We start from the raw sequence: 13,121 nt of genomic DNA on the forward strand, positions 1-13,121 counted from the left end.
ACCAAAATCCACGCCCTGAGCGACAACAAGGGACGTCCAATCGCCTTCCACCTGACGGGAGCCAACGTCTCTGACTTTACCGGAGCAGAGGCGCTCTTGCCACGTGTTCCCGCAAACGGTGTTTTGCACGGCGACAAGGGCTACGACAGTAACCGGATACGCCGGATCGTGGAGGCACGCGGCTCACTGCCAAACATTCCGCCGCGCAAAACACGGAAATGGAAAAACTGTTTCTCGCCATACCTTTACAAGGGCAGAAACGTCATCGAGCGCATGTTCGGAAGGCTGAAGGAATTCCGCAGGATCGCAACGCGCTATGACCGAAATGCCAGGAACTTTCTCTCGTCTATCTGCCTCGCGGCAACCGTATGCTACTGGTTATGAGTCTGAAGCCTAACGGCGAAACGGGCGGTAGCTGCGATCAAGGTTGAGCCGGCATAGGCATTCGATGCCAGTCTGAACCAGATCACTGGTTGACTTGTACGGCTTGGCCAGGCTGCCCCAAGATTTTCGACAGTCTATGGTGTTGTGACAAGACCACCGAACACTCTATCGGCTTCGCGCTTCCAAGCACGATTGAACCATGTGAAGTGTCGGCTGACCTGTTGCTGGATCTCAGGGCATCCCATGACTTCCGCTGCCTTGTAGGCGTACCGCAAGAAGTTGCGCCGTTTGCCCAAGTGGGTGTACCGGGCAAGGCTCTCCCGCTTGAACACGTTAGGCGAAGACACGCCTTTTCCCTTAGCCGCGATCATCTTGGCGTGAATCCCACGGCGCATTTTGCCCCGGTAAGCATCAAGTGAAGATGGCCGGATTAAAGTCTGTTGCCCATCGAAGGTGAAGCCGAGATATTGAATTGGTGTTGCCGAGATCAACAACCCAGCCTTGAAATTGGCCGTGTCCGTCTTGCCCACGGACATGGCGAGGCCGAAATCGGCGAGCATTTTCTCAACAACGGCCACTACATGCTGCACCTTCGCACCCAATGGCAGGATGACCGCTATGTCATCCGAGTATCGCCTGTAGGTACCGCCCAGTCGGGCACACCAAGTGATCATCTCTCGGTCAAAGGTGCGGAGATAGATGTTGGCATAAAGACCGGACACGGGCGTCCCCTGCGGGATTCCGAAACTCTGGTCATGCGTTTGAATGAGGCCACCCTTCCTGCCTCGGACATGCTCCGAAAAGTCTGCGGGTGAACACACCCGCCCATGGCCATTGCGTTTACGTCCGAGCAGCTTGTCTAGATCGGCCGTCTCGACCCAGGAATAGCGCGTTACGTTTTTCCACACGGTTGCGTGATGCCCATCGAGGCGGGACACGCCGAGCAGCCCAGCTATCTCGTCGCGGAGCAGCAGGTGGTCGAGTGAGTCGAAGAAGCCGGATATGTCCATTGCGAAAACGGCACAGTCACCCCGCGATCTGATCTCGTCGAACAGCGCCTTGGCGTGGTGAATGTTGGTGCCGCCACCTTGCCGGTAAGCCAGAACGGAGCCGGAGGTGCCATCCTGCGCCAGCGCCCGCTCATAGAACCCGTTGAGATGCCCGGCGTAGGCTTGGAGGTAAGCCGCGTCTTCGTGGCCTGCAAACCGGATGGGTCTCTCTTTCACCTTTTCCTCGCGGTCCCCTGATGCTGAGCGGACAAACCGCCGCGCGACATCGGTGAACCCGAGCAGGGGGAGGAACCTGTGCGGTTTATCTTCTCGCGAAAAGTCGAATTCCAACTCGCGATCAACCAGTGGCAGGTCGAAGTGCTTGTACTTCCGCTCTTTCGACATTGCGGGCAGCACAAAATCATCGATGGATGGGTCAAACTCGTCTTCGGATGGCAGGTAAAACCCGGGCATAGCGACTCCGTTCGTCAAATGCCCGGGCTATTTAACCTAGCTCCCATCAACAGGCACAGAAGTGCCCTCCGGTACGAGAAAACCTAGTGTGGTATGTTGTAACCACGATGTGCGAAGGATGCGCCATGACCGAAATCACGACCACCCGGTGGCCTTGGGCGCGGGTAGCGCTTGCGGGCCTTAACACTGGTCATCCGGGTCCTGCGCCCCGGGGCACTGCAGTAAATGGTTGTCCCCTAGCCGAATACAAGGGGGCAGGGTGAAAATCTGCAACGTCATCGAAAATTTTTATCCGACAGAAGCCAGTATTGTCGGTCGATACATTGCATTGCTGCTTGGACGGTCGCTTTTGCGCACACTTCCTCGCAGCTTTCATCAGTAGTGCAGACCTGCTCAAGGCCAAAGATCCCATCGCACCCGCGGCGCAACATTCTGCATCCTTTGCGGATTCCAGTTCTTCCAATCCAGTCAAAATAGCGAAAAGAAGTTGTCAGGTATCGCCAACACTGGCTTCAGGCTGGATCTGCTCTCTGGGTCAACGTCGACGGCTTGTCTCTTCCTCTGGGCGATGACATCAGCCAAACCTTTGCGGGCGCATAATTCTTCCCGCTCAGACTAGATCATCGTCCTGACGATGTCATGACTAGATTTTTGCCCAACCCTTCACCCCTTGATAAACGTCCCGTTGCGCAGTTCGGTGACGGCCTGGATGAGTTCCTCGCGGGTGTTCATGACGATGGGGCCGTGCCAGGCGATGGGTTCGCGGATGGGGGCGCCGGAGACGAGGAGGAAGCGCATGCCCTGTTCGCCGGCCTGGACGACGATTTCGTCGCCCGCGCCGAAGATCACCAGTGTGCGGTCGCCGGTCTCGTCGCGGATGTAGAGTTCCTCGTTGTCGAGTTCCTTTTCCGACAGCACGCCGAAGGGCCTGGAGGCGTCGGCGAATTTGCCGGCCCCTTCGAAGATATAGGCGAAGGTCTGGCGGCGCGTATCGACGGGCAGGCGCTTGGCGCGGCCCGGCGGAATGGTGATGTCGAGATATTGCGGTTCGGCGGCGATGCCGTCGACCGGGCCGCGCTTGCCCCAGAACTCGCCGCAGATGACGCGCACGATGGTGCCGTCGTCATCCTGGATCACCGGGATGTCCTTTGACGTGACGTCCTGGTAGCGCGGCGCGGTCATCTTCAGCTGCGAGGGCAGGTTGGCCCAGAGCTGGAAGCCATGCATGCGTCCGCGCGCATCGCCCTTCGGCATTTCCTGATGCAGGATGCCGCGCCCGGCGGTCATCCACTGCACGTCGCCGGCGCCGAGGCTGCCATTGTTGCCGAGGCTGTCGGTGTGGTCGACGGTGCCGGCCAGAACATAGGTGATGGTCTCGATGCCCCGGTGCGGATGCCAGGGAAAGCCGGCGGCATAGTCGCGCGGGTTGTCATTGCGGAAATCGTCCATCATCAGGAACGGATCGGTCAGTTCCGGATCACTGAAGCCGAAGACGCGGTCGAGGCGGACGCCAGCGCCTTCGAGGGTCGGGGTCGTGCCGCTGATCTGGCGGACGGGACGGATGGACATGGGAAGTCTCCCTTCAGGTCTTGTGTTGCCCTGAAGGTAGTGCGGTTTCGCCCTTCCTCAAACGGCGGTGACACGGACGCAGTGTTCACTCTGGTGAAACAAACTTTGGGCATTGTCCGGGCGATTTTACCACCGCCGGGCTTTCCACCAAGGCGGATCCCTCTATGATCGGCACACTCTTGCCAGCGCGTTCCTGATCGCGCCAGCCCGCCACCAACGGGAACCCACATGCAACCAGCCCTTCAGATCGAGCAGCTTTCGAAAACCTACGAGAGCGGCTTCCAGGCCCTCAAGTCCATCGACCTGACCATTCAACGCGGCGAGCTTTTTGCCCTGCTCGGTCCCAATGGGGCCGGCAAGACAACGTTGATCTCCATCGTCTGCGGCCTTGTCCGGGCGAGCGCCGGCGTGGTGCGGGTGCATGGCCACCATTGGGCGGACGAGTATCGCACGGCCCGACGCCTGATTGGCCTCGTGCCGCAGGAACTGACCACTGAGTCCTTCGAGACGGTGTGGGCGACGGTCAACTTCAGCCGCGGCCTGTTTGGCCTGCCGAAGGATCCGGCGCGGGTGGAGCAGATCCTCACCGACCTGTCGCTGTGGGACAAGCGCGACTCTCGTATCATGACGCTGTCGGGCGGCATGAAGCGCCGTGTGCTGATCGCCAAGGCCCTGGCGCATGAGCCCAAGGTGCTGTTCCTCGACGAGCCGACCGCCGGCGTCGACGTGGAACTCAGGCGCGACATGTGGGACGTGGTGCGGCGGCTCAAGGCCTCCGGCGTGACTGTAATCCTGACCACGCATTACATCGAGGAGGCCGAGGAAATGGCCGATCGTGTCGGCGTGATCAGCAAGGGCGAGATCATTCTGGTTGAGGACAAGGACGCCCTGATGCGCAAGCTCGGGCGCAAGCAACTGGTGTTGCAATTGGCTCAGCCGCTGACCGGCCTGCCGGATGACCTGGCGGCGCGGTATGACCTGATGCTGGCGCCGGGTGGCGATGAACTGACCTACACCTACGACAGTCAGGGCGAGCGGACCGGGATCACGGCCCTGATGAGCGAACTCCGGGAGGCTGGCATCCACTTCCGTGACCTGCAGACCCGGCAGGATTCGCTTGAGAAGATTTTCGTCAATCTGGTGAGGCAGTCCCAATGAACCTCCATGCGATCCGCGCCATCTACGCCTTCGAGATGGCCCGCACCTGGCGGACCCTGTTCCAGAGCATCGTCTCGCCGGTCATTTCCACCTCGCTTTACTTCGTCGTCTTTGGCGCCGCGATCGGCTCGCGCATTCAGGAGGTGGATGGGGTCAGCTATGGCGCGTTTATCGTGCCGGGGCTGATCATGCTGTCGCTCTTGACGCAGAGCCTGTCGAACGCATCGTTCGGCATCTTTTTTCCACGTTTCACGGGGACGATCTTCGAGGTGCTGTCGGCGCCAGCGTCCTATTTCGAGATCGTGGTCGGCTATGTTGGGGCTGCTGCGACGAAGGCGATGCTGGTCGGGGTGATCATCCTCATCACCGCAAACCTCTTCGTCGACATGCGCATCGAGCATCCGCTCTGGATGGTGCTGTTCTTTGTGCTCACGGCGGTGACATTCTCGCTGTTCGGTTTCATCATCGGCATCTGGGCGAAGAACTTCGAGCAGCTGCAGTTCGTTCCGCTGCTGATCGTCACGCCGCTGACGTTTCTTGGCGGTTCGTTCTATTCCATCCGCATGCTGCCGGAATTCTGGCAGACGGTGACGCTGTTCAATCCTGTGGTCTATCTCGTCTCCGGTTTCCGCTGGAGCTTCTATGGCCAGGCGGATGTCAGCGTCGGCCTCAGTCTTGCCATGACGCTGGTGTTTCTCGCCGCAAGCCTTGGCGTGGTGGCCTGGATCTTCAAGACCGGCTACCGCCTGAAATCCTGAAACACAGCCGAAATGCGGAGATCTCGCGTGCCTGTCCTCACCGCCAAGCCGCTCTTGAAGCCCCTCTTTGCCTTGCTGCTGGCGGCAGGTCTTGCCGCCTGCCAGAGCAGCGGTGCAGGTCAACGGGCAGTGCCGCCACCTGGCGGTCAGGTGGCAACGGCGGTCTCGGTGGCCGCGCCTTCTGTCGCGAGCCAACCGGTTGCCCAGCCTCCAGCCAGCGCAGAGCCGCGCGCCAAGGCGGTTTTGGTGCTGGATGGCAGCGGGCGGGAGATCGATAGTTTCAACGCCGATGCGCCGCGCTATCCCGCATCGCTGACCAAGATGATGACGCTCTATCTTCTGTTCGAGGCGATTGACCGAGGCGAACTGACGATGATGAGCGAAATCCCGGTCTCGGCCCGTGCCGCCTCGCGGCCACCGGCGCGGATCGGCGTGCGGGCCGGCACAATGATCCGGGTCGAAGACGCAGTCCAGGCGCTGGCGGTACGTTCGGCCAATGACATGGCTGTGGCCGTGGCAGAAGCAGTGGCAGGCTCTGAAATCGCCTTTGCGGCGCGCATGACCGCCAAGGCCCAGGCGCTGGGGATGAGCCGGACCCGTTTCGTCAATGCTTCAGGCCTCAGCGATCCCCGCCAGGTGACCACCGCGCGCGACATGGCGCGCCTCGCCGCAGCGCTCAGCAGCCGGTATCCGCAGTATCTGCATTACTTCAACCGGACATCCTTCACCTATGACGGCCGTGTCTTCGAGGCGACCAACAAGCTGATCGGCAAGGTGCCTGGGGTGAATGGCCTGAAAACCGGCTATCTGTCGATGTCCGGCTACAATCTCGTCGCCACCGCCGAGCGCGGTGGTCGCCGTGTGATGGTCGTGGTCATGGGGGGCGCTTCGGAGGCCGCCCGCGACGGGGAAGTGACCGACCTGATCGAGCGCTATTACGCAGGCGGTGTGTAGGCACATTTTGCCATCAGTAATGAAAACGGCCCGCCAAATGGCGGGCCGTCTGCGTTACGGGGGTGAGACCAATCAGTTGCGGGTCTTGTCGACCAGCGCGCCCTTCTTGATCCACGGCATCATGCCGCGCAGCTTGGCGCCGACTTCCTCGATCTGGTGCGCGTCGTTCAGGCGGCGGGTTGCCTTGAACTTGGCGGCGCCAGCGCGGTACTCCTGCATCCAGTCGGAGGTGAACTTGCCGGTCTGGATGTCCTTGAGGACGCGCTTCATCTCTTCCTTGGTCTCGGAGGTGACGATGCGCGGGCCGGTGACATACTCGCCCCACTCGGCGGTGTTGGAGATCGAGTAGTTCATGTTGGCAATGCCGCCCTCGTAGATGAGGTCGACGATGAGCTTCACTTCGTGCAGGCACTCGAAGTAGGCCATTTCCGGCGCGTAGCCGGCTTCAACCAGTGTCTCGAAGCCAGCGCGGATCAACTCGACGAGGCCGCCGCACAGAACGGCCTGCTCGCCGAACAGGTCGGTTTCGCACTCTTCCTTGAAGGTGGTCTCGATGATGCCCGAACGGCCGCCGCCGACGCCGCAGGCATAGGACAGGCCGAGGTCAAGGGCATTGCCCGAGGCGTTCTGGTGAACGGCCACGAGGCACGGCACGCCGCCGCCCTTCTCGTACTCGCCGCGCACGGTGTGGCCCGGGCCCTTCGGCGCGACCATCAGCACGTCGACAGTCGACTTCGGCTCGATCAGGCCGAAATGGACGTTGAGGCCATGGGCGAAGGCAATGGCGGCGCCGTCGCGGATGTTGGCTTCGATGTGGTCCTTGTAGATGTCGGCCTGCAGCTCGTCCGGAGTGGCCATCATCATCAGGTCGGCCCAGGCGGCAGCCTCGGCAACGCTCATGACCTTCAGGCCGTCAGCCTCGACCTTCTTGGCGGTGGTGGAGCCGGGGCGCAGGGCAACGACGATGTCCTTGCAGCCGCTGTCCTTCAGGTTCAGCGCATGGGCGCGGCCCTGCGAGCCGTAACCGATGATGGCGACTTTCTTCGACTTGATCAGGTTGAGATCAGCATCACGATCGTAATAAACGCGCATGGGTCTTCCTTTCTCCCTATTGCGGATCGAGAGGTCATGCCGTGGCACCGGCATGGCCCTCGTCTTTCACTTTCCTCCGCCAGCGAGCGGCGCATCGGCGCCGAACAGGCGGTAGAACCGGTCCACCGCCAGGCTTGCCTGACGGTCTACATCCAGATCCTTCGTGCGCGGCTTGTCGCCGAGGAGCTGGCGGATATGCTGGTCGCGGACGGCCAGGCCATAGAGCACCTGATAGGCCTCGTCCGCGTCTTCAAACTTCAGGAAACCCCGGAACCGGCCAGCTTCGAGCAGGGCACGGGCGCGGGTGGAAATCGTGTACTTGCCACGCAGCAGCAGCAGACGGCCAAGGCGGGCATCCTCGCGGTTGGATTGACCAATCGCCAGCCGGTTGAGCGCCAGCGAGGTTTCGCCGGTCAGAACGCCCAGCAGCTCGTGCACGAAGGCGGTCAGGTGGCTGCGGAACGTCACCGCGTCGGTCGCCGCGCCTTCGGAGGCAAAATGTACCTTGCTGGCCTGGTAGGAAACAACGGCGGCCAGCAGGCCGTCGCGGTCGCCGAACCACTTGTAGAGGCTTTCCTTGGAGCAGTTGGCGCTGCGGGCAAGACCTGCCGTGGTCAGGGCCTTTTCGCCACCTTCAACGAGCAGCTTCAGCGCGCATTCCAGCACGGCCTGCTGGCGCGGGGTGAAGGCCTCGGCCTCATCCGGCAAGCTGTCGTGTAGGGCTGTGGGCGCCACCGCGAACTCCTCTTCAATGTGTACCGTACCGTACGGTTCATGCTTTTAAGGAGGAGGGGCTTGCTCGTCAAGAGGGTAGGCGACGAAACGCGGGGGCATTGAAATGTTTGCTCTGATCGCTGAGGACGCTCGATCGCATCGGCGTCATCCCAGCCCAGCGAAGCGCCGAGCCGGGACCGGCGAGCCCAGGTCTCAATATTCCAGCGAGTTAATGCCAGAAACGCCTTGGCTCTCCGGTCCCGGGTCTTCGCTTCGCTGCGCCCGAGATGACGACGGAGGGGTTGCCATCAGACTTTGCGATCAAAAAGGCCGCTGTAGTAGTGCCATAATACCCGTGTGCTTTGCAGCTTTGCTAGGGTTTGCGCCTACCGCTTTCAGCCCAGGGAGGACAGCATGGCGGCCAAGAAGATCCTGATGATCACCGGCGATTTCACGGAAGATTACGAAACCATGGTGCCGTTCCAGGCCCTGATGGCCGTTGGCCACACGGTGCATGCGGTGTGCCCGGGCAAGAAGGCCGGACAGACTGTGGCCACCTCGATCCATGATTTCGAGGGCGACCAGACCTACACGGAAAAGCGTGGGCACAACTTCGCGCTCAACGCGACCTTCGCCGACATCAATCCGGCAGACTATGACGCGCTGGTGATCCCCGGTGGCCGCGCGCCGGAATATCTGCGTCTCGATGCTGCGGTGCTGGCGGCTGTCAGGCACTTCTTCGACGCCGACAAGCCGGTGGCGGCCATCTGCCATGGCGCTCAGCTTCTGTCGGCGGCCCGCGTCATCGAAGGGCGGACTGTCTCCGCCTATCCGGCCTGCCGCCCCGAAGTGGAACTGGCCGGTGGCATCTATGCGGATATCGCCATCGATGGCGCGGTGACGGACGGTAATCTTGTCACCGCCCCGGCCTGGCCGGCGCATCCCGCCTGGCTTGCCCAGTTCATGACGGCCATGGCCGCTGCCGACACGGCCCGCCAGGCAGCCTGAGCAGAGGCAACAGGCGAGGGGCGCGCCATTGGGTGCGCCTCTGACTGTTGGTCATGCGTTGTTATGTGGTCGTCATCCCGGCCCAGCTGAGCGACAGCGAAGCGCCGAGCCGGGATCCAGACATCAGCCGCGCGAAGCGCGACATGACTTAATCGGCGTTGGGTTTGAAGCTGACGAGGTGAGGCGCTCGCTTATGCTCGCACAGATGTGCTGGATCCCGGATCTGCGGTTCGCTCACGCTCACCTTGTCCGGAATGACGGCGGAAAAGATCTAGGGCCTCGTCCGCCTGATCCAGTCCGGGCCCTGGTACCGCATTCGGCTCGACAAAGAGACCGCCTTCGTTCCTGATGAGGGACAGGGGCGGCTTTGATCCTGGGGAGGATACCGATGTGTAAGCTGTTCATCAGCGCGGACCCGCAGCTTTGGGAGAGCACCACGCGGTCGCTGCGGATCGATGGCATGGTTACGAGCGTCCGGCTGGAAGCGTTCTTCTGGACCGTGCTGGAGGAAATTGCCGGACGCGACGGGATGAACGTGGTTCAGCTGATCACACGTCTGCATCACGAGTCCATTGACGCCGGGCATGACCTTGGCAACTTCACCTCGTTCCTGCGCGTATGCTGCGGCCGCTATCTGGCCTTGCAGCTGACGGGAGACGTACCAGCGGACAAGGGCGTGGGGATCTCCAGTCTCGATGCAGACGGTATCCTCGACGGCGAACGCGGTCGCTGGCATTGATCGGCGCTGATTGGGGACATCAAGCCAAAGTGTATGCGGTCCGATGCCCCCAATCTTCGCCAAGCGGTTATCGTGCGGCTCGGATAGGGTTCCAGACATCCTGAAGTCTGGAGCCCCCCTAATGAAGCGTTTCCTGCTTGCTGCTGCCGTCGTGCTGTCTCCCCTCCTGTCCGGCCCCGTGCAGGCCGCGAGCGAGGAAGAGATCTACGCCGAAGTCGAGAACCTTCTGGGCGACGCGGCCAGGCTTGATCCGTTCCTCAACGAGCTGCGCCGGGCTTTGGTGACCGGAACGGCCAGGGACGTCGCAAAGCTGACCGCCTTCCCGCTGCCGGTGAACAACAACGGCACATCCTTTGATGTCAAATCCGCCAAGGAGTTCGAGAAGAACTATGCGCGGCTGATCACCGAGGCGACCAAGGAGCTGGTCGCGTCTGCCGACTATACGGAGTTGTTTGTCTCGTCAGACGGCGTCTCCATCGGCAATGGCGCGGTCTGGATTGCACCGGTGTGTGACAACCAGTCCTGCAGCAAGAGCCATTGGGCTCTCGTGTCCGTCAACAACTGAAAGCCGGAGAGCTGACATGCGCGGACTGCTTTTTGCCGCCCTGCCGCTTTGCCTTGCCTTCGCGGCTGCCGAGGCCGCGCCGGAGAACCGCTGCGGCTGGGTCGTCAATCCGACGCCGGGCAACTGGTGGCTGACCGACCGCGACGGCGACTGGATCCTGGCCACGCAAGGCTCGGACCGGGAAGCGCTGGGCATGGAAAACATCGGCGACATTTCCGCCGGGGACTACAAGGCCGTCAACGGCAACTATGGCTACGCCTGTGGCTGCATGAAGGTCGAAACCGAGGTTTCCGGCAGCGAAAGGCACATCACGGCGGTCTATTCGTTCAAGCAGGGGAAACTCGCCCAATGCGCCAAGGACAAGACCCTGCCGCCGGTCGAGTGATGGGGGACGATCCGGCCCTGGTGGCCGGATCGTCTGCAGTCTCAGTCAGATCTCCCCCATCGCCTTGCGGAAGCGGCGGACGCTTTCGGCGAAGCCGTGGATCAGGGCGTCGGCTGTGAAACCGTGTCCGATCGACATTTCGCGGATGAAGGGCGCACGCTTGATCAGGGCGGGGATGTTTTCGACGGTGAGGTCATGACCGGCGTTGACACCAAGGCCGGCAGCACGGGCGGCTTCGGCTGTCGCGACGATCTTGTCCAGCTCTCGCTGGGCTGCCGTCTCGTTGTCGTAGCAGCCACCATAGGGGCCGGTGTAGATCTCGATCCGCTCGGCGCCGATAGCGGCGGCTTCCGCGGCCAGCGCCGGGTCTGGATCCAGGAACAGGGAAACGGTCACTGCCGCGTCGCGGGCAGCGGTAATGGCTTCCTTCAGCAGCGCCTTGCTGGCCGGGTCAAAGCGCCAGCCGTGGTCGGAGGTCTGCTGGTCCGGGGCATCAGGCACGAACAGGACCTGATCCGGGCGTGCCTTCTCGACAAGGTCGAGGAAGTCAGGCGAGGGGTAGCCTTCCAGGCACAGTTCCTTGTGCGGAAACCGGTCCTCGATCAGTTCGGCAAGCTCGAAGACGTCCGTCTTGCGGATATGGCGCTCGTCGGGGCGCGGATGAACGGTGATGCCTTTCGCGCCAGCCTCCAGGGCGATGGCCGCAAGGCCGCTGACGCTCGGCCAGGGCAGGTCCCGGCGATTGCGCAACATGGCGATGGCATTCACGTTCACGGACAGGCGCGAGGCGGTCATGGGCGGGGCATCCGGGGTGGCAAGGTGGGAAGGGGCAGTCCTGTGGACCGCCCCCTATGTCTAGCGTGACGAATTTCCCGGTGCTGTCAACCGCTTCACTGTGTTTGCCGATGCGGCAATATCACACGCGGTTGAGCAGGCGGGCACGGACGGTGCCGGGAAGCAGGCGGATTTCCTCAAGGATTTCGACGCTGTTTTCCACCTTGCCGTCGACGTCCAGCACCACATAGCCGGTTTCCTGAACCGTCTGCATGTACTGGGCGTGGATATTGAGGTTGTGGCGGGCGAACAGATCGTTGAGCGCGCGCATGGCGCCAGGCACATTGCGGTGCACTTGGATGAAACGGGTGGCGTCGGTGCCGCGCGGCAGCTGCACCTGCGGGAAGTTGACCGCGCCGACTGTCGAGCCGACATCGGAATATTCAACGAGACGACGGGAGACTTCCTCGCCGATGCGCTCCTGCGCTTCTTCGGTGGAGCCGCCGACATGCGGCGTCAGGATGACGTTGGGCAGGCCGCGCAGCGGGCTGATGAACTCGTCCGAATTGCCCTTGGGTTCGCTCGGGAACACATCGATCGCGGCACCGGCAATGTGCTTGGACTTCAGCGCCGTCGTCAGGGCATCGATGTCGATCACCTTGCCGCGGGCGTTGTTAATGAGGAAGCTGCCGGGCTTCATCTTCGCCAACTGTTCGGCCCGGATCATGTTGCGCGTTTCGGCGGTGTCGGGGACATGCAGCGAGACGACATCCGAGCGGCTCAGCAACTCGTCCAGCGTGTCGACCGGCATGGCATTGCCGTGGCGCAGCTTGTCGGTCTTGTCGTGATAGAGCACCGTCATGCCGACAGCTTCTGCGAGAACCGCCAGCTGCGAGCCGATGTTGCCATAGCCGACGATGCCGAGCGTCTTGCCGCGTACTTCGCGGGAGCCTGTGGCCGTCTTCATCCAGCGCCCCGCGTGGGCTGCGGAGGATTTTTCAAAGACGCCGCGCATCAGCATGACGATTTCCGCAATCGTCAGTTCCGCGACCGAACGGGTGTTGGAGAAGGGCGCGTTGAACACCGGAATGCCGCGCTCGCGGGCGGCCGACAGGTCGACCTGGTTGGTGCCGACCGAGAAGCAGCCGATGGCCACCAGAGTGCCGGCGGCCTCGATGACTTCACGGGTCAGTTGGGTGCGCGAGCGAATGCCGACCACATGCACGCCCTTCAGCGCCTCGATCAGCGCGTCCTTGTCGAGGGCCTTGGTCAGCAGCTCGACATTCTCGTAACCGCTGGCATCCAGAACGTCCTTGGCCGTGGAGGCGATGCCTTCCAGCAGCAGCCAGCGGATCTGGTTCTTCGGGCGGGACAAACCGTTGCTCATGGGCATCTAGCCTTCCTGGTGGGACCGGTGCGGTCAGCGTGCGGATGTGGCGCGGCGGGGGCAGGAGGGGGCCCGACCGGGATCCGAGCTTCCTATATTGCCTCTGCCTGCCTCCGTCTATGGGACTTCGGTTCTGAGGTACCATATGCCGCAAACGGGCTTGCGCGGCGG

14 protein-coding genes are annotated in these 13,121 nt (G+C 62.1%); 8 read left to right on the forward strand and 6 right to left on the reverse strand.

Features of this window, described 5'->3' with window-relative positions; all coding sequences use genetic code 11:
• A partial coding sequence (locus tag ACTIFE_RS13525) for an IS5 family transposase (protein WP_439529687.1) occupies nt 1–384 on the forward strand: 384 nt, incomplete at its 5' end.
• A 134-nt stretch (nt 385–518) separates the two neighbouring features.
• On the opposite strand, the gene drt2 is transcribed toward ACTIFE_RS13525, so the two are convergent.
• Together drt2 and ACTIFE_RS13535 are read right to left on the reverse strand one after the other, a co-directional pair.
• Nucleotides 519–1,847, reverse strand: coding sequence for an antiviral reverse transcriptase Drt2 (gene drt2 / locus ACTIFE_RS13530; RefSeq protein ID WP_439529688.1), 1,329 nt, complete (start codon nt 1,845–1,847; stop codon nt 519–521).
• A 663-nt stretch (nt 1,848–2,510) separates the two neighbouring features.
• Nucleotides 2,511–3,416: a pirin family protein gene (locus ACTIFE_RS13535; protein WP_439529689.1), complete on the reverse strand. Its 906-nt coding sequence runs from the start codon at nt 3,414–3,416 to the stop codon at nt 2,511–2,513.
• 228 nt (nt 3,417–3,644) lie between these two features.
• Between ACTIFE_RS13535 and ACTIFE_RS13540 the strand changes: the two genes are divergently transcribed.
• Genes ACTIFE_RS13540 through ACTIFE_RS13550 form a run of 3 tightly spaced genes read left to right on the forward strand, consistent with a single transcriptional unit; the run spans nt 3,645 to nt 6,286 of the window.
• On the forward strand, nt 3,645–4,574 hold the full coding sequence (locus ACTIFE_RS13540) for an ABC transporter ATP-binding protein (RefSeq protein ID WP_439529690.1): 930 nt from the start codon (nt 3,645–3,647) through the stop codon (nt 4,572–4,574).
• Nucleotides 4,571–5,332, forward strand: a complete 762-nt coding sequence (locus tag ACTIFE_RS13545) for an ABC transporter permease (protein ID WP_439529691.1) — start codon at nt 4,571–4,573, stop codon at nt 5,330–5,332. The genes ACTIFE_RS13540 and ACTIFE_RS13545 overlap by 4 nt, the downstream gene beginning before the upstream one ends.
• 27 nt (nt 5,333–5,359) lie before the next feature.
• A complete protein-coding gene (locus ACTIFE_RS13550) occupies nt 5,360–6,286 on the forward strand; it encodes a D-alanyl-D-alanine carboxypeptidase family protein (RefSeq protein WP_439529692.1) in 927 nt (308 codons plus the stop codon).
• Between the two features lie 72 nt (nt 6,287–6,358).
• Here the strand turns inward: ACTIFE_RS13550 and ilvC are convergent, their stop codons facing one another.
• Nucleotides 6,359–7,378: a ketol-acid reductoisomerase gene (gene ilvC, locus ACTIFE_RS13555; protein WP_439529693.1), complete on the reverse strand. Its 1,020-nt coding sequence runs from the start codon at nt 7,376–7,378 to the stop codon at nt 6,359–6,361.
• Nucleotides 7,379–7,444: 66 nt separating this feature from the next.
• A complete protein-coding gene (locus ACTIFE_RS13560; protein ID WP_439529694.1) occupies nt 7,445–8,113 on the reverse strand; it encodes a TetR/AcrR family transcriptional regulator in 669 nt (222 codons plus the stop codon).
• A gap of 393 nt (nt 8,114–8,506) precedes the next feature.
• On the opposite strand from ACTIFE_RS13560, the gene ACTIFE_RS13565 reads away from it, so the two are divergent.
• The 4 genes from ACTIFE_RS13565 to ACTIFE_RS13580 all read left to right on the forward strand — a co-directional run bounded on the left by ACTIFE_RS13565 (nt 8,507) and on the right by ACTIFE_RS13580 (nt 10,789).
• Nucleotides 8,507–9,100 carry a DJ-1/PfpI family protein gene (locus ACTIFE_RS13565; protein ID WP_439529695.1) on the forward strand — a complete coding sequence of 198 codons (594 nt, stop codon included), beginning with the start codon at nt 8,507–8,509 and terminating at the stop codon, nt 9,098–9,100.
• A 388-nt stretch (nt 9,101–9,488) separates the two neighbouring features.
• The gene (locus ACTIFE_RS13570) at nt 9,489–9,839 is read left to right on the forward strand and encodes a ribbon-helix-helix domain-containing protein (RefSeq protein WP_439529696.1); all 351 of its coding nucleotides are present in this window, start codon (nt 9,489–9,491) and stop codon (nt 9,837–9,839) included.
• 121 nt (nt 9,840–9,960) lie between these two features.
• On the forward strand, nt 9,961–10,404 hold the full coding sequence (locus ACTIFE_RS13575; protein WP_439529697.1) for a hypothetical protein: 444 nt from the start codon (nt 9,961–9,963) through the stop codon (nt 10,402–10,404).
• Between the two features lie 16 nt (nt 10,405–10,420).
• The gene (locus ACTIFE_RS13580) at nt 10,421–10,789 is read left to right on the forward strand and encodes a DUF4087 domain-containing protein (RefSeq protein ID WP_439529698.1); all 369 of its coding nucleotides are present in this window, start codon (nt 10,421–10,423) and stop codon (nt 10,787–10,789) included.
• Nucleotides 10,790–10,834: 45 nt separating this feature from the next.
• Here the strand turns inward: ACTIFE_RS13580 and ACTIFE_RS13585 are convergent, their stop codons facing one another.
• Both ACTIFE_RS13585 and serA read right to left on the reverse strand, forming a co-directional pair.
• Nucleotides 10,835–11,584: a pyridoxine 5'-phosphate synthase gene (locus tag ACTIFE_RS13585; RefSeq protein WP_439529699.1), complete on the reverse strand. Its 750-nt coding sequence runs from the start codon at nt 11,582–11,584 to the stop codon at nt 10,835–10,837.
• A 121-nt stretch (nt 11,585–11,705) separates the two neighbouring features.
• Nucleotides 11,706–12,950 (reverse strand): phosphoglycerate dehydrogenase, encoded by a 1,245-nt coding sequence (gene serA / locus ACTIFE_RS13590; protein ID WP_439529700.1) that lies wholly within the window; start codon nt 12,948–12,950, stop codon nt 11,706–11,708.
• Nucleotides 12,951–13,121: the final 171 nt, after the last annotated feature.

This window comes from Pannonibacter sp. (genome assembly GCF_051860505.1).
Classification (GTDB): domain Bacteria; phylum Pseudomonadota; class Alphaproteobacteria; order Rhizobiales; family Stappiaceae; genus Pannonibacter.

Bases quoted from the DNA above. Each gene is read 5' to 3' on its own strand.
- drt2 (WP_439529688.1), bottom strand. From the start codon at position 1,847: ATGCCCGGGTTTTACCTGCCATCCGAAGACGAGTTTGACCCATCCATC.
- ACTIFE_RS13535 (WP_439529689.1), bottom strand. From the start codon at position 3,416: ATGTCCATCCGTCCCGTCCGCCAGATCAGCGGCACGACCCCGACCCTC.
- ACTIFE_RS13540 (WP_439529690.1), top strand. From the start codon at position 3,645: ATGCAACCAGCCCTTCAGATCGAGCAGCTTTCGAAAACCTACGAGAGC.
- ACTIFE_RS13545 (WP_439529691.1), top strand. From the start codon at position 4,571: ATGAACCTCCATGCGATCCGCGCCATCTACGCCTTCGAGATGGCCCGC.
- ilvC (WP_439529693.1), bottom strand. From the start codon at position 7,378: ATGCGCGTTTATTACGATCGTGATGCTGATCTCAACCTGATCAAGTCG.
- ACTIFE_RS13565 (WP_439529695.1), top strand. From the start codon at position 8,507: ATGGCGGCCAAGAAGATCCTGATGATCACCGGCGATTTCACGGAAGAT.
- ACTIFE_RS13570 (WP_439529696.1), top strand. From the start codon at position 9,489: ATGTGTAAGCTGTTCATCAGCGCGGACCCGCAGCTTTGGGAGAGCACC.
- ACTIFE_RS13575 (WP_439529697.1), top strand. From the start codon at position 9,961: ATGAAGCGTTTCCTGCTTGCTGCTGCCGTCGTGCTGTCTCCCCTCCTG.
- ACTIFE_RS13580 (WP_439529698.1), top strand. From the start codon at position 10,421: ATGCGCGGACTGCTTTTTGCCGCCCTGCCGCTTTGCCTTGCCTTCGCG.
- ACTIFE_RS13585 (WP_439529699.1), bottom strand. From the start codon at position 11,584: ATGACCGCCTCGCGCCTGTCCGTGAACGTGAATGCCATCGCCATGTTG.
- serA (WP_439529700.1), bottom strand. From the start codon at position 12,950: ATGAGCAACGGTTTGTCCCGCCCGAAGAACCAGATCCGCTGGCTGCTG.